Raw genomic sequence first — 22,206 nt, forward strand, 5'->3', positions numbered from 1 at the left:
TCTTTATTCACGCTTTATGCGTTGCGTTTTACCTTGTTATACCTGTCCCATATTTGCTTCCCAAATTTAGTAAATTATGGTTAAATTCCGTCTCACTCAAGATTTATAACTAAATGAAAATACGAGGTTTGAAATGGCAAATGTTCTTAAGCCTAAGAAGAAGTACACTTGGAAAAATACAGATAAGGCCACACTAAAGCAGTGGTATGAACTACTGACACTTGGACGCATGTTAGATAACCGTGCACCAAACTATCTTAAACAAGCAATTGGTTGGTCTTACCACGCACCATATGCTGGACATGATGGAATTCAACTAGCTATCGGTCAAACATTTGAGCTTGGTAAGGATCATTTATACCCATACTACCGTGATATGATGACAGCATTTTCAGCTGGTCTAACTACTGAAGAAATTCTTTTAAATGGTATTTCAAAAGCAACTGACCTTGCTTCTGGTGGACGTCACATGTCTAACCACTTTGCAAAGCCTGAGTGGAATATTCATAATGTTTCTTCATGTACAGGTAACCACACACTTCACGCTGTAGGTACTGCAAGAGCATTTAATCGTTATAAGCACGATGGTGTTGTTTATTCTTCACAAGGTGAGTCTTCAGTTTCTGAAGGTTATTGTTATGAAGCGATCAACGGTGCATCTCGCGAGAAGCTTCCTGTCGTATTCGTATTCCAAGATAATGGATACGGTATTTCAGTTCCAAAATGTGATCAAACAGCTAACGAATACGTTGCAGATAACTTCACAGGTTTCCTAAACCTTTCAATCATCCATTGTGATGGGAAAGATATTTTTGATTCAATGAATGCAATGGCAACAGCTAGAGAAATTGCAGCTACTCAACAAGAGCCTGTAATTGTTCACGCTCGTTGTGTTCGTATTCACTCTCACTCTAACTCTGATAAGCACGAGCTATATCGTTCAGAAGAAGAAAGAGCAGAAGCAGCAGCACAAGATCCGCTAGTTGCATTTAGAAAAGAGCTTATTGCAAAGAAGATCTTTACTGAAGCAGAGCTTGATGAAATGGATGCTGTTGCAAAAGCTGAACTTCTTGAAGCACACAAGAAAGCAATGAAAGCTCCAAATCCAACTCCTGAGTCAATCTATGATTTCGTACTTCCTGAACCACACGTTCCAACGAAGTATGTTGATGGAACTCATAACGAGTCAGGTGAAGAGATGAAGTTCATTGATGCAATTAATGGACAACTAAAGAAAGAATTTAGAAACAACCCTGACACTTATATTTGGGGACAAGATATGGCCAACAAAGACAAGGGTGGTATCTTCAATGTTTCTAAAGGAATGCAACAAGAATTCGGTAAAGAGCGTGTATTTAATGGCCCAATCGCTGAAGACTATATCCTAGGAACGGCAAACGGTTTTTCTCGCTATAATAAAGATATCCGCGTTGTTGTTGAAGGTGCAGAGTTCGCTGATTACTTCTGGCCAGCAATGGAGCAATACGTAGAGTGTTCTCATGACTACTGGAGATCAAACGGTGCCTTTGCTCCAAATATTCTAATCAGATTAGCTTCTGGTGGATATATCGGTGGTGGTCTTTACCACTCTCAAAACTTAGAAGGTAATCTTGCAGGTATCCCTGGTGTACGTATCGTATGCCCAGCATTTGCTGACGATGCTGCTGGTCTTTTAAGAACTGCAATGAGAAGTGAAGGTCCAACGCTATATCTAGAGCCAAAAGCTCTATATAACGCAAAACAAGCTATGACTGTTGTACCAGAGGACTTTGAAGTTCCTTTTGGTAAGTGTCGTGTAAGACGTGAGGGGACAGATCTTTCACTAATTACATATGGAAATACTGTTCATCACTGTCTTGAAGCAGCTGAGAAATTATCTGAACAAGGTTACAGCGTAGAAGTTGTAGACCTTAGATCAATTGCTCCACTAGATGAAGAGGGAATTCTTGCTTCAATTAAGAAAACAAATAGAGCACTTGTTGTTCACGAAGATAAGGTCTTTGGTGGATTTGGTGGTGAAGTTGCGGCCATGATTAACGATAAAGGATTTGAGCTTCTTGATGCTCCAGTTCAACGTGTTGGTTCGACTTTCACTCCAGTTGGTTTCAATAGAATCCTTGAAAAAGCAATCCTTCCAAACACTGATCGTGTTGTAGAAACGGCCATAAAAGTATTAAATTACTAAGCATTCGCAAAATTTACATAATGCAAAGGCCTACATTATGTAGGCCTTTTTTATAGGTAAGTATCAGATATCACGTAAGATTTTTGTACAATTTGATGTAAAACTTTCAATTATATAGAATTTATTGGATACGGGTTCCTCATTAATGTACATTTTCATATATACAAATATTTTTGAGGCTACTTTGAAGATTATATCTATCATTGCTATTTTGTTATTAATTTCTTGCGGAGATAAGAATACTTATCAAGTTAATGAAGTTTCGACTATCTCAAATGATAATGAGAACACACAAAGTAGTGAAGATAATAATCGTTCATCTCAAGATGATGTCCAGCTTAGTACGTCAGTCTTAGCTCCTTCTGCAATACCTTTTATTGGTAAGAGATTTAGTATTAAAAATACTTCAGACTTGAAATACGTCGATTTTAGTTATCAAAGAGTCTCTGATACAAGTCAATTTAATAATATTGAATTTAAAGAGGGTCCAAGATACGCAAAGCTTAATGGTATAAAACTTGTCATTAATGAAGGTAATAGACTTTATACTTATTTGGCCAATAATCTTGATATTAAAATTCTTGAAATTAATGCTGAAGAAGTTGTCATTAATTCTAAAATTTGGCTTCCTTCGACAAATGTTACAATTAATGCAAAAAAACTTATCATAGGCCCTCTTGGTTCTCTTTCAACAACACCAACATTTCTCCCAGATAATGCTAACAGCTTTGAAGATGGTAGAAAGGGATTAAAAGCAGGTGATATCAAGTTAAATATTTCTAAGCTCGATATTAGGGGACATGAAAGAGTTATCTTTAATTTAATTGGTGGAAAAGGCCAAGATGCTGGCCCTGGTAAAGATGGGAGAAATGGATCAATCCCTGGTCTTAACGATTTAGGAGATGGTGTTGTTTATAAGCAATACGCGACACAGATCGTTGAAGATATTAATCCTCGAAATCCAAATCGATTTTTTACGATACCTGTAAGTGTAAGAGTGGATAAAGAAATTGGTAAAAAGCAATGGCCACAAGATGGTGGAGATGCTGTATCAGGTGGAAGACCTGGTATCGGTGGAGATGGAGGGAATCTATTAAGCCGTATCTCAATTGAATCAAAGTATTTTACAAGTGTTGGTGGAAAATCAGGTAAGCGTGCTCCTGACTATAAAGGAGGAGCTGCTGGACTTCCTAATCCTGCAATTCATGAATACTGGGTGAGTGGTAAACTTAGACAGCGTCAGATTAAAGAGTTTAGGCCAGGAAAAGATATTGATTCACCAAAAGCCAAAAAAGAGTTTGGAAATGATGGCCGTTATAAATTATTAGAAACTACCTTAGGTGATCACTGGCTAACAAATGGATATCTTGCTAATGCAATAAAGTATGGTAAGGATTTATTTCTTGGAAATCATGTTGTTCAAGCACACTCTTACTTCTTAAAACTATCACAGTTTTGCACTGATTTTACATCAGAGGACGTGGTACGAACTAATCATTGTCTTTCGATTTTATCAAATCTTCAAAACCTCAATCTTGGTAATAACTATTTTGGTAATTCTTTAAATAATGTACCTCTAATTAGCCTAGAGACATCAACCTCTATCTATAAAAATGAGTTATTAAATGCTTTAGAGGTAATTTATTTTGCGACTTTAAGTAAGAGTAAGAAGCTTGACACCAAAGATAAGTTACGAATCTTATCAAACTTACAGGATTCAATATATAAGGAACTTGAAAAGAGTAATAATCAAATTCCAAAACTTCTGTGGCAAATACCAGATGTTAATACGTTGATTGATGAGTTAAGAAGAGACGAAAAAGTCTTTACTGCTGAACTGCTCAGAGTTCAAGCTATTATTGAACAAAGAGCGAGAGATAATATAATAGATAGAAGAAGAAAAGCGAAGTTGTCTAAAGTTTTAAAATCAATTGCAACTGTAGCTTCAGTTATCCCTGTTGGAAAACCTGCATTGGGAGCCTCCGTAGAGGCGTTGACGAGTTTTATTGATAAAGGGATTGATTCTAATAGTCTCAGCGATACTATTAAAAATGTAAGTGGCCTTTATAAAGCTGTAAAAAAGATCGAACCAACAATTGCTAAGTCTAAAGAAGATTGGAACAATGGATTTCAAAAAATTAGATATAGTGTACTTCGTGATAAATTAGATGAAGAAAATAAGAGAGAGGAAAGAAATAAGATATTAGAAACATATATGAAAGATATTACTAAGTTCGCTTATCCTATCGTTGAAAATACTCTTGCAGAAATTAATTCATATCGAAAAATCTCTTATCCAAAAGATGAAGTAGAAAAGGAAATCTTACGTCTTCAGCAAACTGATCCGATGTTTAATGAGTTAACTCTATTATTAAATAATATTCTCGAAAATAGAAAAAGTGCAGCTCAAAAAGTACGCCAAATAAATTCTAGAGTATCTAAAATAATGTCAGATATTAATGAAGGCTTTAATAAAATTGCTAACATTTCCAATGAAAAGTTTCTCTTATTGGAGCGAAATACTTTTTTACTCGGTCAGGACTTTGAAAGTATTATTGATGATGCTAAATATCGAATCCTTTTTTATAACTACAATCTGTATAGTTCGTATCAATATCGTTTATTCAATAATGAAGAAGTTGGCTTTTACGAGTCTTTGAGTTCTATTATTGAAAAAATGGAAAATGATATATTGATGAATGATGGCAATGAGAGTTCTGATTTAATGACCTACTATAGATTAAATCAGGATAATCTCTCAAAAATATTTTTCAAATCAATTAATTCATTACGAAGCGAAGAGTTAATTAATGACTCAACTACTATCCATCTCAATGATGCTCAGATTAGAGAATTAAACAAAGGTAATGAGATCTTTCTTAATCTGTATTCAATAAAAGACCATTTCTCAGGGCAAGAAAATCTAAAGATTCGTGATGTAACAATTGATACAGACTTCAATGATTCTTATAGCGATCAATCAATTTCTAAGTTTCTCTTAACTATAGAACATGGCAATGACCATATTATAGAAAAAAATGGAATTACCTATAAGCTCGGACAAGAAAGAACTTATGAATGGGGTGTTAGTGTTGATACTATTTCAGGACATCACAGTGTCCTTGAACCATCAAAGTTAAATTATTCTTTTCTTGAAAGATTAATTGGTGAAGATTTATCTGAAAATGAGGCATCTCAATTCTATGCAAGACCTTCACTTTTAGGAGAGTATAAAGTTAAGTTTATCAATAAATCGTATCCTAAGACACAAATAGATTTAAAAGAAGTTAGTATTAAAATTGAATATGATTATATGAAAAAGAATTAGTATAAAGAAAGGCCCATAAAATGGGCCTTTTTTATTTACTAGTTAATGTGAAAACCCCATCCCATTCTGGTGGAGGTGGAAGTTTCTTATAATCCTCACAACGCTTAATATAAATCTCACTAGGATTTGTTTTTACGCCTTTTAGATCAGGAAAACGCATATACTCTAATTCAAGAGTTACCTTGAATAATTCAATGGCCTCATCCCACTTTTGTGCTTTATATAATAAAATTGCAGCTGAGAATTTCTCTGATAGTTCTTTAAGGTAGTCAGGAGCAGTCTCTTTAAGCCCAAGGAGATCATATGTCGTTACAGGAATTGATTTTCCTACAACCTTAATTGTATCAAGTTCTCTCCAGAGGAATTTATCACCGGCCATCTCAACTGTTTCTTTGGCAACTTGAGTAAAGATACCATACTGCTTTGCTGACTCTTCCAATCTCGCTGCAAGGTTTACAGAGTCTCCCATCATTGTGTAATTCATACGTGAAGCGGATCCCATATTTCCTGTCACAATATCACCAGAGTTAATACCAATTCTCATGCGCATATCATGAACAATCTTTGGCCATTTATCTCCTTCAGAGACCCATTTCTTTCGAAGCTCTAGTAGCTTCTCTTGCATACGATGGGCCACCATACATGATCTTTGGGCATGATCAGGTAATTCCATTGGAGCACCAAAGAAAGCGATAATAGCATCTCCTTCATACTTATCGAGAGTTCCCTTTTCTTCTAAGAGAATATCAGTCATTGCTGTTAAGTATTCATTTAGTAATTCAACCAATTGAGTTGCACTTAACTTTTCTGAAAAGCTTGAGAAGCCCTGAATATCTGTGAAGTAGGCGGTTCTAATTCCAGATGTACCACCAAGAGTCGGTGCGTGACCTGATTCATACATTTCATCGATTAACTCTGGAGAAATATAGTTCCCAAATGCATTCTTTAGAAAGGCCTTGTCTTGATTGGCCATGTAGAAATTTACTATGGTATTCCATCCATAGCACATTGTTAGCGCAAAGAAGCACCAAAATAATTTTGTTTCATATCCTTGTTCAACAAAGTAATAAGTATCTGCATAAAATAATACCGTTACGAGTACAACTAAGATGGCCAAGTCATAAATTGGATTTTCTTTTAATTGAACTAATAGAAGAATAATAACTGAAATAATAAGTAGCAGCCAAGATAGTTTAGCCGACTCTTTAAATGGTTTAAAATAATAACCATCAATAAGCATCTGAGCAAAGTTCATATGAACCATTACTCCTGGAAGCATTGGGTGAACTGGCGTATTTCTTAAATCGTGTGCACCATAAGCAGTTGCACCCACAAAGACAAGAGCATCTTCAAATAAGTCTTTTAGCTCCTCATCATTTGGATCCTTTGTGATAATGTCATAAATTGGAATACGCTTGTAGGTTTCTTCTCCACCTGTCCAACGTACCTTTGTTTCACCTTTGAGATTTAATTCAATATCGCCTTTCTTTGTTTTTAAAATGGGCTTCCCACCGGCGGTACTGAGATCAAGTTGGGTTTTAAAGACTTTATCCATTTTTGATGGATCATCGTATTCGTCAAATTCCCCAATCCAGTGCATATAGGCAGTTAGTCCATATGAAGGAACGTGAACTTCACCGTAAGGGAAGGCGAGTGCTTTATAATGTCTAATAACACCATCTGTATCTGCTGTTGCTTCAATAAAACCAAGTGAGGTTTCTGCATCAATAAGCTTTTGTAGAGGATAGACTGAGTCTGAGATAAATGTTGGATACATCTCATAATTTGCCCCTCCAACTTTTGTCGTTAGAGCAAAAATATAAAGATCATCTGGAATTGATGTGTAATGTTCTGTTCCTCCGACTTGTAGATTGTATGGAAGAATAACTCTATTATTTGGTACTTCTTGAAAATACTCGATAGCTGCAACGAGATCATCATCAGGGTTTTGCCCATTACATGTCATTGAGTCTTCCGAGAAGAAAACATCAAATGCAACAATTTTTGCTCCATAACCACGTAACTTCTTAAGCATTTCTGCCCATTTTGTTCGAGGGATTGGCCATGAGTTTAATTTTTTAATTGAGTCATCATCGATATCTGCTAGGATGATTTTTGGGTGTGGCTTTCTCTTATGCATTGTTTGAAGCATTCTAAAATCATAGAAACGGTTTTCAAAAAATGATGCATATGAAGTTAGATCACGCCATTTTGCTTCATAGTCTTTACTGTAAAGTGAGAAGAACACACTGACACATGAAAAGATAATAATTATAAAAAGCCCAATATTCTTAACAATATTCTTCATAAAAACCTATTTTAGTAATCGTAATTTAATTCAAATGATGTTTGATGGGCCGTATAATTACTGGCATCTTCATCTGATATATTATTTGTGTAGAGGTATTCAACATTAAAAGATAGATTTCTATTAATGACTCGAATGAACTTTGTATTGAAACTAATATTACTCTCAAGACCTCTTGCCGCATCTTGTGTCACGTCATCATAACTTATAAGCATATCTGCAAGGCCAATATTTAAAGTCGTATTAGGAAATATTCCAGGATAGAGATAATCAAGTCTAAATAAGTGTGAGTTTGTACTAAGTGTCTCATTATTTTCGTAATCACTCATATCGTATTGGTAGAGAAGAATAAAGATACCATAATTCTTTTTAATAATTTGATCGATTGAGAAAATTGTTGATGAACGGTTTAAGCTGTCGTTGTAGTAAGTAAAACTTTGAGACTTAATAGAGATTGATGTATTGCCAATTTCAAAATGTGGTAGTTCTGTACCTAAGCTGAATTGATTTGATCGATAAGTATATTGTCTATCTTTTTCACTATTAATATCTCTGGCCTGATAATCATATGTGTAGTTTAGAAAAAAACGAGCAGGTTTCTTCTTATATTTATAGGCAAAAGAAAAGTCGACTTCTGGAGTGATATTATAACTATCATTTGAAAAAATAGCAGTATCATTTCGGTCTGAGTAAGTCGTACTTGTAAGTTCAAATCGAGGCGTTAGCGTATATCTTCTTTTAAAATTATAGGCCTTACTAATATTAAAGCGTGTTTGAGAATAGAATGAATCTTTATTTGTACCAGTTGAAGATGGAAGGTCATCAGATCTCGTCACGTTATTATCATAAGCAATCTTTTCACTTACACCTAGGTTTAGTCTTTGACTTGGTAGGGGAGCACCGTTAACAAGTTTATCTTCTTCTAAATAGAACTCTTTTCTTATATCCAAAATTCTCTTATCAATATCATCAGCAGTGGAGCTATTTGGAAGTATATTAATAGCACGGTAAAGATCTGGAAGAATGTATTTTTCAACAATTTCAGATGCTCTATTGGTACCTTTTGCAATATCTAAGTTTATAAGGGCAACTTGATAATAAGCAATTTGCTTCATCTCTATTGAAGTATCTTTATTCTTTAAAAGTAATTTGTAGTATTTCTTTGCTTGTGGAAGATCCTCTTTAAGCTGATTGATATATGCAATGTAATAGGTTGATTGTTCAACTTTGTACTTTATTTTTATCGAGTTTTTAAAGTTATTAATGGAATCATCAAGTTGATTAATTGCGTATTGGGCCTGCCCTAATTCATAATAGATTTCTTTAGCGTCATTCTTATTCTTTAATGCATCCTTAAAGTATTTTATGGCCAATTGAAAGTCTTGAAGTCTAGCGTGAGAGACTCCTAAAAGATAACTTCTTACTCCTAAGTATTTCTGATCTTGTCTTTTCTTGTATTGCTCTTCATTAAGCTTTTCTATTACATCTTCGTAATTAGCATTTTCAAATTCTTGATATATAGATTGTAGGCCTTGAGCAAATAGAGAGCAGCTCAATAGTGATAGAAGTAATAATTTCTTCAAAGTCATTCCTTTAACTTTAATTATAATTTTAGGTGCTTGCCAATTAATTTTACTGATAATTAGGGCAGTTGAACAGAGGGAATTTGGCCGCATTAGACTTAATGCGACCTATAGTTGATTTTTCTAGTTGGTTTATGGCTGCTTTTCTAAGATAACACGGATAACAGCGCGATTTGTTGAAGATAGTGGGTCCTTTGTCGTTTCAATCATATCGTCACGATCACTCATCGTATCTTCCATCATTTTATCTTCTTCTGTTGAAGCTGTCGTTCGATTTGGATCAGTAAGAGATATTGTTGTATCGTCCATCTTCATTGTATCGTCCATTTGCTCGTCCATGACATCGTATACATTAGTTACTTCTTTCATGTCTGAATTTGTTGTATCCATAGTAGATGTTGAAGCCGGTAGTCTCGTTAATGAATCATCTTCTTTTTCGATAAAATTACCGCTTTCATCAACTTCATAGTAGTCATTTGTGTACATACCTGTTTCTTTATCAAAACTCCCCATTTGAACAGGAACGATTACTTCATTTGTCATTGGGTCCATCGCTGCATTCTTTGGCGGTGGAATATAAAGTGCGTTCTCCGTATCAACATAGCCACCATCTTTTAAGGAGCCTTTAGGAGTATCTTGTGAAATTTGAATTTTCTTCTTTTTCTTTGCTTCACTAGCAGGGCCTCTAATGCTGCTGTCAACTTTTGCCATCTGATCAGCTACTTCTGTATTAGTTGAAGCACTAAAGCTCTTGCTATCAACTCCTGGAGGGATAATATTTCTTGCCATTGGCTTTGCTTTCTTATTCTTCTTATCCTTAGCATTTGTCATTTTTGAGCCATCGTTATTTTCAAGGGCCTTAAGTTGTTTTTTATTAATTTTAACTGGAGCAATTGGTTTTGAGTCGATTGCAGGCATAACTCCTGATAACTGACCTCTTTTAACCATTACGGAAGTAGGTGAAGAAACAACTTTTTCTAGGCGATCTTGTCTAAAGTCAGATACTTTAAACTTTGAAAGAGATCCCATTGCAACAGCACCTTCAAATGTAATAAGTGTTGTATTCTGGTTTTTCGAGTTGTAGTTAACTTGAAAGTCAGTTCCTCTTACACCCATGGCCGCTGTTTTCGTTTTAATAAAAAGCTTTGATTTCTTCTTATCTATTTGTAGATAGTTCTTAGAAACCTTTGATCTTAGTTGTCCGTTTACGAGATTAATAATTCCGGCCTTCTTTTTAGGAAATTGCTTAATTTCCATTTGTGAGTTGGCCCCAAGTGTTAGGTTTGATTTATCAATGAAGAGCAATTTAACAAAGCTTCGACTCTTTGTTGTAATACTGGCCCCTTCTGGAACCCAGTCTCCCTTCTTAAGTTTTTTCTTTGTCTGAGTAATAAAAACTTTCCCTCTTTTTTTCATAACCTTAGCAACACCTTTGTCACCGGCCGCATTGAGTATCGACAAGTTCAATACTAGTGCAATTTGAAAAATGATGAATTGTTTTAATAGCTTCATGACGTCGTCCCCAACAAATTAAACTCATTTATACTTATCGTAATTCAAAGTTATTTCTTAAGCTTAAATATACGTAAATATTGAGAAATAAAGGGACTTAGGGATTTCTTATATATTTGATATGACAAGAAACTGTGGCGGTGAGGGCCACCACAGTATGAGTTTTCAGCTATTTATATAATTGGATCAAAACTATGGGCATCCGGCCTACCAATGGCCGCTTTCTTATCATCATTGACAAGAATAGGGCGCTCTAAAAGTTTTGGATTTTCATGAACTAGTTTTGCCCATTCCATATCACTTAATTCTTTACCAGCAAGACCTAGGTCCTTAAATAGGGCCTCTTTTGTTCTGATTAGTCCATCAAGTGGTGCAAGTCCTGTGTACTTGATTAGATCAAGGAATTCTTTTTCCTCGACACCGTCTTTTAAGTATTCTTTCACGCGAAAGCCAACTCCTTCTTGGATTCCTTTTGACTCAAGATACTCAAGTCCTTTACGACTTTTAGAACAACGTGGGTTGTGGTAATAAAGCATTAATTCTACTCCTGATTAATTATCATTTTTATAAAATTTTGGTATGTTAAATTCAGTAATTTAAATAACCTATATAGGATTTTAGCTATGTCTTTCGATATTGAAAATATAAAAAACGAATTTGCCGCTCACGTTCAAGATTTACAAAATCAAATTAGTGAGGAACTTAAGAGAATCGATACAAAAATTAACTTGAATGAAGATATATGGGAACGCAAGGACTTCGCTGGAAACCCTGGAGGAGGCGGGATCACTCGTGCTTTTGAAGGTGAAATATTTGAAAATGCAGGAGTTAATACATCCCTTGTTTTTGGAGAAGTTGACCCAAAATTTGCTGCTAATATTGGCGGTGATAATAATCAAATGTGGGCAACAGGTATTTCTCTTATCATTCATCCAACAAACCCAAGAGTTCCAACAACTCATGCAAACTTCCGTATGATTCAAGCGGGCTCAAAAGTCTGGTTTGGCGGTGGAGCTGATCTAACTCCATTTTATCCTCATGAAGATGATTTTGAGTACTTTCACAAGGTTTGGAAAGATGCTTGTGAACCATATGGCCATTGGGATGAGTGGAAAGAAAAGTGTGATAATTACTTCGTTAATAAGCACCGTGCCGACGAGATGCGCGGAATTGGTGGCTTCTTTTATGATCACTTCTTTTCTGGCGATCCTGTAAAAGACTTGGCCATGTTTAAAGAGATTTCCTCAAATTTCATTAAGTCATACTTTCCAATCGTTGAAAAAAGAATGGATGAGGAATTTGATGATGAAGATGTAGACTTCCAATTACACCGTCGTGGACGATATGTTGAATTTAACTTACTTCATGATCGAGGAACTCACTTCGGTTTAAAATCTAATGGAAGAACAGACTCAATCCTAATTTCACTACCAAAAAGAGTGAAGTTTACTTATCGCTATGAGCCCAAAAAGCCGGAGCATAAGAAAATGATGGAGTATTACTTCCCTAAAGACTGGGCCTAGTTAGCTTGCTTGTTTATTGATTAATTCTTGAAGTAACTTATCTGTATCAATCTCAAGGCCATGTGTTTTGGCCAATGATTGAACTTCTTCAATTTTTTGCTCAAGCTTTGTAATTTCGCATAGTAGGCGGTAGCAATTGTTAATCATCATATCCTTGGCCCCTGTTAGATCTCTTAAATATAAGTTTGGCATATCAAACAATCGGCGTCTAGAGGAAAAAACTTAACTCTTTTCATTTTTTTGTATTTAACTAGTAATTTTAAATACTTCCATGTATGGTTCCAGCTGACTTTTACGTAAGCATAGCTTAATCACGAGGTACCAATGTCAAAAAAACTACAAGAGCTACTAGCTGATCTTGAGAACTTCTCACCAAAACAAATGAGAACATTGAGAAATAATTTAAATAATCGACTACAAAGTTTCTCAAATGAATATAAAGAACCAAAAGAGCTTCAACCTTCGCATAAACTTTATGGGCTTGAAGAAGGTGAGTGTCGTGAGCTTCTTGGTGTTGTTAAAAAGAAACTAATTCAGGCCAAGTTTAGTTAAATAATAAGGCCGTTCTAATCACTTGTTCAATGTTTGTAATATAAATGTAAAAGCTTTGCTAATCGCTTTAATTGAACATTGTATCCGCGTATGCTTTCAACATGGAAAAGCAAAAACCCATATTAAGAGGTTGGTCACACCAGGTAATGTTCTTTGTTTCCCTTGGTGCCTGCTCTCTACTTATCGCAAAGAGTGCAAATACAACTCAATATATATCGACAATTGTTTATTCAATTGGACTACTAATGATGCTTGGGGTGAGTGCTTTTTATCACCGCATTCATTGGGAGCCTCGTAAAAGAGACCTTTTAGGGCGACTTGATCATAGTGCTATCTACGTTATGATCGCTGGAACGTGTACACCAATTACATTGCTTGTATTAAACGGTGAATCTGGATCAACCCTTCTAATAAGTATTTGGACAGTTGCTGCAATTGGTATTTTAAAATCAATCTTCTTTCCAAATTTACCTGAAAAGGTAAGTGCTCTTATTTATCTCATTCCAGGCTATATGGTATTGCCTTATGTCTCAGAACTTATGCCAAAGCTTGGCGTATCAAATATTGTTCTCTTAATTACTGGTGGTGTGCTCTATACAATTGGAGCGTTATTCTATGGACTAAAAATGCCTGGCCGAAATGCTAAATGGTTTGGTTATCATGAGATCTTTCATCTCTTTGTTTGTGTGGCAGCAGTTCTACACTTCATCATCATTTATTCTATTGTAGGTTAATCTGACATCGTAAACGTCAGAATGTCAGGATTTGTAGATTTATATATTCTGTGAATTTAATAATATAGAGATAGAAAATGAGTGATAGCAATATCAATTCATAAAATCTTCTTGTTTGTTTTATTTAGGGCACCCATGTGGGTGTCCTTTTTTATTGGTGCCATGCTCTTTTTGTTTCGCATGTGCTAAGGGGGGGGGCTTATTTTAGCTGCGCTAAAATGTCGCTTTTATTGGTGACATGCTCTTTTTATTTCTCATGTGCTAAGGGGGGTGCTTATTTTAGCTGCGCTAAAATATCGCTTTTCCTTTGCGTGACCTTTCTCTTTGGCCCAGGAACAACAAAGCCGGGCTTGAACCCGGCTTGTTGAATTAGCTTAATTTCTTTTGCATGGGGGCCTAGCGCCGCGTCCTATTGATTGGCTTTGGCCAATCAATGCCGCGTGCGCTTACCAATCAGGAGCAATATAAACATCAATCTCTGGATTATATTCTGCTCTCAAAGTTGATTTAATTGCCTCAAGTGTTCCCGTTGTTGAAGATGGACATGTTCCACAAGCACCTTGGTATCTCACAAGTAGAATATTGTCTTCATATGATACAGTTTGGATATCTCCACCATCTGCCTGAAGGTATTGACGTACAGTTCTATCAAGAACTTCTTCGATATCTTTAAGTTCTTTAGGAAGGTTTTCACGCCTTTCTTTTTCTGGGTCAAACTCTTCAAACTCTGGATTGTGATTTGGAAGATCATGCTTGATTGTTTCTACTACTTTTTCTTCGATATCTTCCCAGTCTTCATAATTAAACTTTGTAATCGTTATCACATTTTCAAAAAAATGGATTTGATCGATACCTCTAATTGTAAAGAGGTTAATACCTAAGTTTACCTCTCCACACTCCATAGGAGTTCTAAAAGTAGAAGATCCATTCTTTTTTACGTCCATATTTAAAATGAACTTCAATGCATTTGGGTTTGGAGTTGGTTGAATATCAATATTTACTTCACTCATATAATTATCCTGTGTATTACTTCTTTAAAGAAAGTTTAATGCCTTATTTAATGCTTTGATAAAAATATCAATTTCTTCTTTTGTATTATACAACGAGAATGAGGCGCGTGCAGTAGCACTTACGTTGAACCTTTTCATTAAAGGCTGTGTGCAGTGATGGCCAGTTCTAATTGCAACACCTTGGCGGTCAAGGAGAGTCCCCAGATCATGTGGGTGAGCTCCATCCACAACAAAGGAAAGTACTGATGCCTTTTGTTTTGCTGTCCCTATTACTTGAACTTTTTCAATCTCAGTAATTTTTTGAGTTGCATAATCAAGTAGTTCTTTCTCGTATTTCTTAATCACATTCAAGTCTGTATCTATTAAGAAATCAATAGCAGGCTTAAGGCCAATACCACCAGCAATATGTGGTGTACCAGCTTCAAACTTGTGTGGTAATTCGTTATATGTTGTTTTTTCAATAGTTACGACATCAATCATATCGCCACCACCTTGATAAGGAGGCATGCTTTCTAGTAACTTCTCTTTTCCATATAGTACGCCAAAGCCTGTTGGCCCAAACATCTTATGAGAAGAAAAAGCTAGGAAATCACAATTTAAGTCTTTTACATCGACTTTCTCATGAGCAATTGATTGTGCAGCATCAACACAGAAATAGGCACCATGATCATGGGCCAAAGAAATATATTTCTTTATGTCATTTATTGTTCCAAGACTATTTGAAATATGTGCCATTGAAACAAGTTTAACGTTACCTTCTTTTAAAAGCTCGACATAGGCTTCTTCATCAATATCCCCATCATCTGTAATAGGAATCTCTTTTACCTTTGCTTCAATCTTTTCTGCTTGAATCTGCCATGGAACAATATTTGAATGATGCTCCATTGTTGAGATTAAAATAACATCATCTTTTTTTACATAATGTGGAACAAAGGAAGCAGCCACTAGGTTTAAGCTATCTGTTGTACCTTTTGTGAAAATGATTTCACAACGAGACTTAGCATTTAAAAGATCTTGAATAGAGTCACGAGTTTGTTCATATTGAATCGTCCCATGCTCACTAAGGTAGTGAACACCTCTGTGAATATTAGCAACATCATTAGTGTAATGATTATTCAAAGCTTCAATAACACTGATGTGCTTTAACGTTGAGGCTGCGTTATCTAAGTAGATTAGAGGCCTATCATGAACTTTTCTTTCAAGTTGTGGAAATTGGTTTCTAATATTATCAATTTCTAATGCCATTATTTAGCCTCGCTTTGATCTAGGTGATCAAATGCCTCTTTCTCAAACGAATCAAATAGGATTTCACTTAAGAAGTCCTGTAGCTTTTGGTTTTCAATTTTCATTATTGCATCTGAGCAAAATGCATGAATAAGAAGCTTTTGTACGCGCTCTTTTGAAAGTCCACGTGATTGTAGATAGAAAGCTTCCTCATCACTCATTTGACCAACAGTTGCACCGTGTGCACATTTAACATCATCGGCGTAAACCTCAAGTTGTGGACGTGTATCAACGTGGGCCTTCTTCGATAGAAGAAGATTTTTATTAAGTTGTTCAGAGTTAACTAATTGAGCATCACGACAAACAAGTACTTTTCCTGTGAATACACCGCGGGCCTTGTCATCAAGTACGCCCTTAAATAATTGTGAACTTTCAGTTCTTTCTTTTATGTGTGAAATCAATGAGAAGTTATCAGTGTGTTGCTCACCATTGATGGCATAGAGTCCATCAACACTACAAGTAGCTCCAACTTCATTCATGCGAACACGAATTTCATTACGCGACTTCTTTGCACCTGTTGTAAAAGTAAATGAATTGAAGTTTGCATCTCTTGCAATGTCTGCGTTTACACTCCCAGCGTGAAAGGCGTTTAGGCCTTCTCTTTGTACCTTGATATGAGAGATATTCGCACTATCTGCAATTTTGAAATTTGTAACAGAGCTAATATTATATGCTTTAGTTTCACTTCCAGTGAAGATCTCTACAAATTCAGCTTTTGAGAATTTATCCGCATTTACATGAATTCTTGGAAGTGAAAATTCTCCTTCAAAATCAGATAGGTGAACAATTGAAATAATATCATCAGCAACATAGTTTTTTGGAACTGTGATATTGATAACTTTTTCAACTGCTGAAGCGTTTAGCATTGCAAAGATATCTTGTTCGTCACAATTTGCATCTTCTGCTACTAGATCGACTTCTTCTAAAGTGATTTCTTCAGGTAGAAATGAGTCAGCTTTTGAGTATTTACCATTTAGAAATACTGCTTGGTACTTACCAGCTACTTTTACGTTCTTTAACATCGCTTCTTGTGTTGTCACTTTGAAGCTTTCAGGGAGAACATCAGTAAGCTTTGTGTAAAGCCAATCTTCCATTTTCGTATGTGGAAGACCACGGGCCTTGAAATTATCAAAGGCCTCTTTATTTGATTGTGATTTAGTATAATTTCCTAAGTCACTAATATATTGATCTGTCAGTTCTTGGATATTCATAACGATACCTTTCGCTTTCTTATTAGTATTACTTAACTAGCCAGTCGTAACCTTTCTCTTCTAGCTCTAGTGCAAGTTCTTTTCCACCTGACTTGATAATTTTTCCACCACTAAGTACATGAACATAGTCAGGAACAATATAATCAAGAAGTCTTTGGTAGTGAGTTACAAGAACGATTCCATTATATTTTGATTTAATAGCATTTACACCTTTTGCAACAATCTTAAGTGCATCGATATCTAGGCCAGAATCTGTTTCATCTAGTAGTGCAAGTTTTGGATTAAGTACGGCCATTTGAAGAATTTCGTTCTTCTTTTTCTCTCCACCAGAAAAACCAGTGTTTACTGGGCGATCGAGAAATTCTTCTCTCATCTCTAGTAGTTCTAGCTTTGGTCTTAGAAATTCTCTAAATTCTTCTTTTTTCATTTCAGCAGCACCTTGTGCTTTTGAAACTTCATTAAATGACTCTAGTAAGAAATCAATATTTGAAACTCCAGGTACTTCAATAGGGTATTGAAAACCAAGAAAGATACCATTCTTTGCTCTTTCATCTGGCTCTAATTCAAGAAGGTTTGTTTGTTTACCATTGATATTGTAATCAATTGTTCCATCAGTTACTTCAAATGATGGGTGACCAGCAATTACCTTTGATAGAGTACTTTTACCTGAACCATTTGGCCCCATAATAGCGTGTACTTCACCTGGTTTAACCTCAATAGAAATTCCTTTTAGGATTTCTTTTTCTTCAACTCTTGCGTGAACATCTTTAACTGTAAGTAAGCTCATATTTATCCTTTATATAATTTAAAATTATCCGATTGAATTTTCTAATTTCATCTCAATTAACTTTACTGCCTCAACAGAGAACTCAAGTGGAAGCTCTTTGAAAACTTCACTACAGAAACCGTTTACAACCATTGAGATACATTTCTCCATATCCATCCCACGTTGTTGTAGGTAGAAGAGTTGGTCTTCTGAGATCTTAGAAGTTGAAGCTTCGTGCTCTACTGTTGCGCTGTTATTTTTTACATCAATATATGGAAATGTATTAGCTGAACATTTATCACCAACTAGCATCGAATCACATTGTGAGTAATTCTTTGCACCGACAGCAGAAGGCATAACCTTTACGAGTCCACGGTAGTTATTTTCTGATTGCTCAGCAGAGATACCTTTTGAGATAATAGTCGATTTTGTATTCTTACCAATGTGGATCATCTTTGTTCCAGTATCGGCCTGCATTTTGTTATTTGTCAGAGCTACAGAGTAGAAGGCGCCTTGTGAATTATCACCGATAAGATTACAAGAAGGGTACTTCCAAGTAATTGCAGAACCTGCTTCTACTTGTGTCCAAGAAATCTTAGAGTTCTTTCCTAGGCAGTTACCACGCTTTGTAACGAAGTTGTAAATTCCACCTTTTCCTTGCTCATCTCCTGCATACCAGTTTTGAACAGTTGAGTACTTAATCTCAGCATCATCTAGTGCAATAAGTTCAACAATGGCCGCGTGTAATTGATTTTCATCTCGTTGAGGTGCTGTACAACCTTCAAGGTAGTTTACGTAACTTCCTTTATCAGCAACAACAAGTGTTCTCTCAAACTGACCTGTCTCCTTAGCGTTTATTCTAAAGTATGTCGATAAATCCATTGGACAAGTTACACCCTCTGGGATGTAGACGAATGAACCATCAGAGAATACTGCTGCATTAAGTGCTGCATAGAAATTATCTGCTGGAGGAACTACTGTTCCTAAGTATTTTTTCACAAGCTCTGGATAATCTTGTACAGCTTCTGAAATAGAGCAGAAGATAACACCAACTTTTTCAAGCTCTTCTTTGTAAGTTGTTCCAACTGAAACTGAGTCAAAGACAGCATCAACAGCTACACCTGAAATCCTCTTTTGTTCTGATAGGGGAATCCCTAACTTTTCAAAAGTTGCTAAAAGCTCAGGATCAAGATCATCTAAGCTTTTTGGAGCACTCTCTGTCGACTTTGGAGCTGCATAGTAATATAAGTCTTCAAAGTCGATCTCTGGAATTTCTAGCTTTGCCCAATTTGGCATTGGCATTTTCTTCCATAGACGAAATGCTTTAAGACGGTATTCTAGTAACCATTCTGGCTCTTTCTTTTTTGCCGAGATCATACGAACGATGTCTTCGTTTAATCCCTTTGGAAATTCTTGTGTTTCAATGTCTGTAAAAAAGCCATATTTATATTCTGACTTTGTTAACTGTGTATCACTCATGTGTGACCCCTGTTTTATTCATTAGTAACTCTTCAAGTGAAACCGAAATCAAATGGTGATTCACATGAGAGTTAATTTTTTCTATTGGTGAAATTAATTCGCAAGCTAAGTATTTGTCACATTTTCCTTTAAGAGCATCACATGCTGTCTCTTTAACCTTTCCTTCGATAATATTACTTACTTCAAAAAGATTAAGATTACTTAGGGGACGACTTAGGAAGTAGCCACCTTTGATACCTTTAATGGATGAGAGAATTCCCGAGTTATTTAACTTCTGCATGACCTTAGAAACTGGATCAAATGGCATATCGTATTTGTCACAAATTTCTCTGGCCGAAGTAAGATTTTCTTCGCACGTGTGTCCATACTCTTGCATATGCTTTAGAGCTGTAAGTGCGTATTGTGTTTTCTTACTTACTTTATACATACTCGTAGTTAAATACCCCTTAGGTATTCCCATTTATTAATAATTTACGTTATGATTCATACTTAACGTAAAATAAGTCAAAAAACAACTTATTTAGGTCTATCTTATCAAAATTCTATAGTTAAACCTATCTCTTCTTCGATATATTTTGTTGGTTGCTCGACTTTTATAGAGGCCTGTAGCAGAATATGTTCATGACAAATCAAGAAAATGACGCAAACCAAGATAACGACCTGAAAAGACTACACTATATTGGCTCTCTAAGAGATGAACAGATTGTAAGTGTAATAGAGAAGCAATTACTAAATGAAGGTATTCATATAAGAAAAGAATTCGAAAACGACTTCTTTCATCTCTTTGTCGTTGAGTTAAAAGATCTCTCTCAAGCACGTGAAGTTTATCGTGTCTATATTGGTGGAGCAAAGCCCATCGAAGTTAATAAAGACTGGCAATATGTACAAGGCCTAAGAATGGGACCAGCTACTATTATAATTCTCGCCTTGTGTGCAATTGTTTTCATATTTGGTTGGATTCTAAAGAATGAAAATCTCTATTATCTCTTCGCATTTTCAACTTCTAAGCTAGATCCGTATCATAATTTAAATGCAGGGGAGTATTGGCGAATCATTACCCCGGCCTTTATTCATTTTGGATTCATGCACGTATTCTTTAATCTCTTATGGTGGAAGGAATTAGGAAAGTTAATTGAATTCACAAAAGGAAGCTTCTTTCTTATTCTCCTTCTTTTATTTACAGGGATTATTTCTAATTTTCTCCAAGCTGCAATGAGCCCTGGATTCTTTGGAGGCCTCTCTGGAGTTGTATACGGTTTACTTGGGTTTCTTTGGCCTTATTCGCGATTAAATCCCAATTTCAAATTTAAGCTGCCAACGACAGATATCGTTTTGATGACCGGATGGCTCTTCCTTGGCTTTTTTGATGTCTTTAATTTTAAGATGGCCAATTGGGCCCATGGTGGTGGATTAGTAAGTGGAGCTATATTAGGAATTATCTTTGCTCTTATTGACCGTCAAAAAACTCAAACTGACCAAGCTTAAGTTCACCAAGTTTAATATTTCCAATTGCGGTACGAATAAGCCTAAGTGTCGGAAAGCCAACTGCCGCACACATTCGGCGTACTTGACGATTCTTTCCTTCTGAAATTCTCACTTCAATCCAGCTTGTTGGAATATTTTTTCGATAGCGCACAGGGGGATCTCTTTGTTCTACTTTCACAAGATTTGATTCAATTTTTTTTACTTTTGCTGGCTTTGTCTTGTAATTATCTTTAATCACAACGCCTTTTTTTAGCTCTTCAATTGCCTCATTGGTGATATCACCATCAACTTGTACCAAGTATGTTTTTTCAACTTTGCTCTTAGCATTTGCCATACGGTCTTTATATTTTCCATCATTAGTTAAAATTAAAAGTCCTTCGCTATCCTTATCAAGTCGTCCAACAGGGTAGAGCTCTTTTGGAAGATTGTAATCAATAAGGCTTAGTTGATCTTTATGATCCTTTCCAAATTGGCAAAGGACATTATAAGGCTTATTAAAAATAATATACATAAATTCATCACTAATTTTTGTTCTAAAATTATCAAGATCAAACGCTGGCTTAATTTCTAAATTAATCATCTGATTTGAGAACTTATCAAAGAAGCTCAACTTATAAGCACATAACCTTTGTCCATCTTGTTCTTTTGAATTTGAATAAATTGGATCACCAAAGATAGGATGACCAATAGACTTTGCATGAAGTCTAATTTGATGCTTTCTTCCTGTTAGAATCTGAAATTCAATAAGTGAGTAGTCGTTTTTAAAGTCCTTTACCCAGTAATTTGTAATGGCCTTCTTTCCTCCAGAGGAAACAACCACCATCTTCTCTTTACGGCCTTCTCTTTGGCCTTTGATAAAATTCTCTATTGTGCCCTCATCAGCTTCTGGCCTACCACTGCAAATTGCAAGATACCTCTTATCAATCTTATCTGCTTGGTGAGAGCTAAATAGCTCTTGTAGATACTTATTTGCTTCTTTTGATTTCGCAAAGAGAAGAATACCTGCTGTTTCAACATCAAGCCTATGTACTAAGACGAGGTAAGGTGACTTTCCATCCTCTCTGAATTTTAGATAGCTTTTAAGGGCGTCTGTACAATTATCTCGCATTGGATCGAGAGTTTTGTGTACAGGCCAGCCGGCCTTTTTATTTAAGGCTATATAGTTATCATCTTCAAATATAATATCATTTTCAGATAATCGAATTTTAAGTCTTTTTTTCACGAAATCTATTGTATCATGTTTAAC

General features: G+C 35.6%; 18 protein-coding genes. 6 read left to right on the forward strand and 12 right to left on the reverse strand.

Annotated elements, in window-relative coordinates; all coding sequences use genetic code 11:
- Positions 1 to 133 precede the first annotated feature (133 nt).
- Both ACMAZI_RS14805 and ACMAZI_RS14810 read left to right on the forward strand, forming a co-directional pair.
- Positions 134 to 2,185, forward strand: a complete 2,052-nt coding sequence (locus ACMAZI_RS14805; protein WP_114706287.1) for a thiamine pyrophosphate-dependent enzyme — start codon at positions 134 to 136, stop codon at positions 2,183 to 2,185.
- Positions 2,186 to 2,369: 184 nt separating this feature from the next.
- Positions 2,370 to 5,513: a hypothetical protein gene (locus ACMAZI_RS14810; RefSeq protein WP_412474416.1), complete on the forward strand. Its 3,144-nt coding sequence runs from the start codon at positions 2,370 to 2,372 to the stop codon at positions 5,511 to 5,513.
- A gap of 31 nt (positions 5,514 to 5,544) precedes the next feature.
- Here the strand turns inward: ACMAZI_RS14810 and ACMAZI_RS14815 are convergent, their stop codons facing one another.
- The 4 genes from ACMAZI_RS14815 to ACMAZI_RS14830 all read right to left on the reverse strand — a co-directional run bounded on the left by ACMAZI_RS14815 (position 5,545) and on the right by ACMAZI_RS14830 (position 11,452).
- Positions 5,545 to 7,821, reverse strand: coding sequence for a CHASE2 domain-containing protein (locus ACMAZI_RS14815; RefSeq protein ID WP_412474417.1), 2,277 nt, complete (start codon positions 7,819 to 7,821; stop codon positions 5,545 to 5,547).
- Between the two features lie 11 nt (positions 7,822 to 7,832).
- Positions 7,833 to 9,404 carry a hypothetical protein gene (locus ACMAZI_RS14820; protein WP_412474418.1) on the reverse strand — a complete coding sequence of 524 codons (1,572 nt, stop codon included), beginning with the start codon at positions 9,402 to 9,404 and terminating at the stop codon, positions 7,833 to 7,835.
- Between the two features lie 132 nt (positions 9,405 to 9,536).
- Positions 9,537 to 10,916, reverse strand: coding sequence for a FecR domain-containing protein (locus ACMAZI_RS14825; protein WP_120404626.1), 1,380 nt, complete (start codon positions 10,914 to 10,916; stop codon positions 9,537 to 9,539).
- 173 nt (positions 10,917 to 11,089) lie between these two features.
- On the reverse strand, positions 11,090 to 11,452 hold the full coding sequence (locus ACMAZI_RS14830; protein WP_114706282.1) for an ArsC/Spx/MgsR family protein: 363 nt from the start codon (positions 11,450 to 11,452) through the stop codon (positions 11,090 to 11,092).
- A gap of 87 nt (positions 11,453 to 11,539) precedes the next feature.
- On the opposite strand from ACMAZI_RS14830, the gene hemF reads away from it, so the two are divergent.
- On the forward strand, positions 11,540 to 12,439 hold the full coding sequence (gene hemF, locus ACMAZI_RS14835; RefSeq protein WP_120404627.1) for an oxygen-dependent coproporphyrinogen oxidase: 900 nt from the start codon (positions 11,540 to 11,542) through the stop codon (positions 12,437 to 12,439).
- On the opposite strand, the gene ACMAZI_RS14840 is transcribed toward hemF, so the two are convergent.
- Positions 12,440 to 12,640: a hypothetical protein gene (locus ACMAZI_RS14840; RefSeq protein ID WP_412475131.1), complete on the reverse strand. Its 201-nt coding sequence runs from the start codon at positions 12,638 to 12,640 to the stop codon at positions 12,440 to 12,442.
- Positions 12,641 to 12,763: 123 nt separating this feature from the next.
- Between ACMAZI_RS14840 and ACMAZI_RS14845 the strand changes: the two genes are divergently transcribed.
- Positions 12,764 to 12,991 (forward strand): hypothetical protein, encoded by a 228-nt coding sequence (locus ACMAZI_RS14845; RefSeq protein WP_114706280.1) that lies wholly within the window; start codon positions 12,764 to 12,766, stop codon positions 12,989 to 12,991.
- A 101-nt stretch (positions 12,992 to 13,092) separates the two neighbouring features.
- Positions 13,093 to 13,725, forward strand: coding sequence for a PAQR family membrane homeostasis protein TrhA (gene trhA / locus ACMAZI_RS14850; RefSeq protein WP_114706279.1), 633 nt, complete (start codon positions 13,093 to 13,095; stop codon positions 13,723 to 13,725).
- Between the two features lie 446 nt (positions 13,726 to 14,171).
- On the opposite strand, the gene ACMAZI_RS14855 is transcribed toward trhA, so the two are convergent.
- Genes ACMAZI_RS14855 through ACMAZI_RS14880 form a run of 6 tightly spaced genes read right to left on the reverse strand, consistent with a single transcriptional unit; the run spans position 14,172 to position 19,902 of the window.
- Positions 14,172 to 14,735: a NifU family protein gene (locus ACMAZI_RS14855; RefSeq protein WP_114706278.1), complete on the reverse strand. Its 564-nt coding sequence runs from the start codon at positions 14,733 to 14,735 to the stop codon at positions 14,172 to 14,174.
- Between the two features lie 24 nt (positions 14,736 to 14,759).
- Complete coding sequence (locus tag ACMAZI_RS14860) at positions 14,760 to 15,980, reverse strand: aminotransferase class V-fold PLP-dependent enzyme (RefSeq protein ID WP_412474419.1); 1,221 nt, start codon at positions 15,978 to 15,980, stop codon at positions 14,760 to 14,762.
- The gene (sufD, locus tag ACMAZI_RS14865) at positions 15,980 to 17,230 is read right to left on the reverse strand and encodes a Fe-S cluster assembly protein SufD (RefSeq protein ID WP_334679188.1); all 1,251 of its coding nucleotides are present in this window, start codon (positions 17,228 to 17,230) and stop codon (positions 15,980 to 15,982) included. Before sufD ends, ACMAZI_RS14860 begins: the two co-directional genes overlap by 1 nt.
- Positions 17,231 to 17,258: 28 nt before the next feature.
- Positions 17,259 to 18,017 (reverse strand): Fe-S cluster assembly ATPase SufC, encoded by a 759-nt coding sequence (gene sufC, locus ACMAZI_RS14870; protein ID WP_114706275.1) that lies wholly within the window; start codon positions 18,015 to 18,017, stop codon positions 17,259 to 17,261.
- Between the two features lie 24 nt (positions 18,018 to 18,041).
- Positions 18,042 to 19,475, reverse strand: a complete 1,434-nt coding sequence (gene sufB / locus ACMAZI_RS14875) for a Fe-S cluster assembly protein SufB (protein WP_114706274.1) — start codon at positions 19,473 to 19,475, stop codon at positions 18,042 to 18,044.
- Positions 19,468 to 19,902: an RrF2 family transcriptional regulator gene (locus tag ACMAZI_RS14880; protein ID WP_158536812.1), complete on the reverse strand. Its 435-nt coding sequence runs from the start codon at positions 19,900 to 19,902 to the stop codon at positions 19,468 to 19,470. Before ACMAZI_RS14880 ends, sufB begins: the two co-directional genes overlap by 8 nt.
- Positions 19,903 to 20,096: 194 nt before the next feature.
- Here ACMAZI_RS14880 and ACMAZI_RS14885 point away from each other — a divergent pair, with 194 nt between their 5' ends.
- On the forward strand, positions 20,097 to 20,960 hold the full coding sequence (locus ACMAZI_RS14885; protein WP_412474420.1) for a rhomboid family intramembrane serine protease: 864 nt from the start codon (positions 20,097 to 20,099) through the stop codon (positions 20,958 to 20,960).
- On the opposite strand, the gene ACMAZI_RS14890 is transcribed toward ACMAZI_RS14885, so the two are convergent.
- Positions 20,923 to 22,182, reverse strand: a complete 1,260-nt coding sequence (locus ACMAZI_RS14890; protein WP_412474421.1) for a pseudouridine synthase — start codon at positions 22,180 to 22,182, stop codon at positions 20,923 to 20,925. The genes ACMAZI_RS14885 and ACMAZI_RS14890 overlap by 38 nt on opposite strands.
- Positions 22,183 to 22,206 lie beyond the last annotated feature (24 nt).

It is taken from the genome of Halobacteriovorax sp. YZS-3-1, assembly GCF_047084945.1.
Classification (GTDB): Bacteria; Bdellovibrionota; Bacteriovoracia; order Bacteriovoracales; family Bacteriovoracaceae; genus Halobacteriovorax_A; species Halobacteriovorax_A vibrionivorans.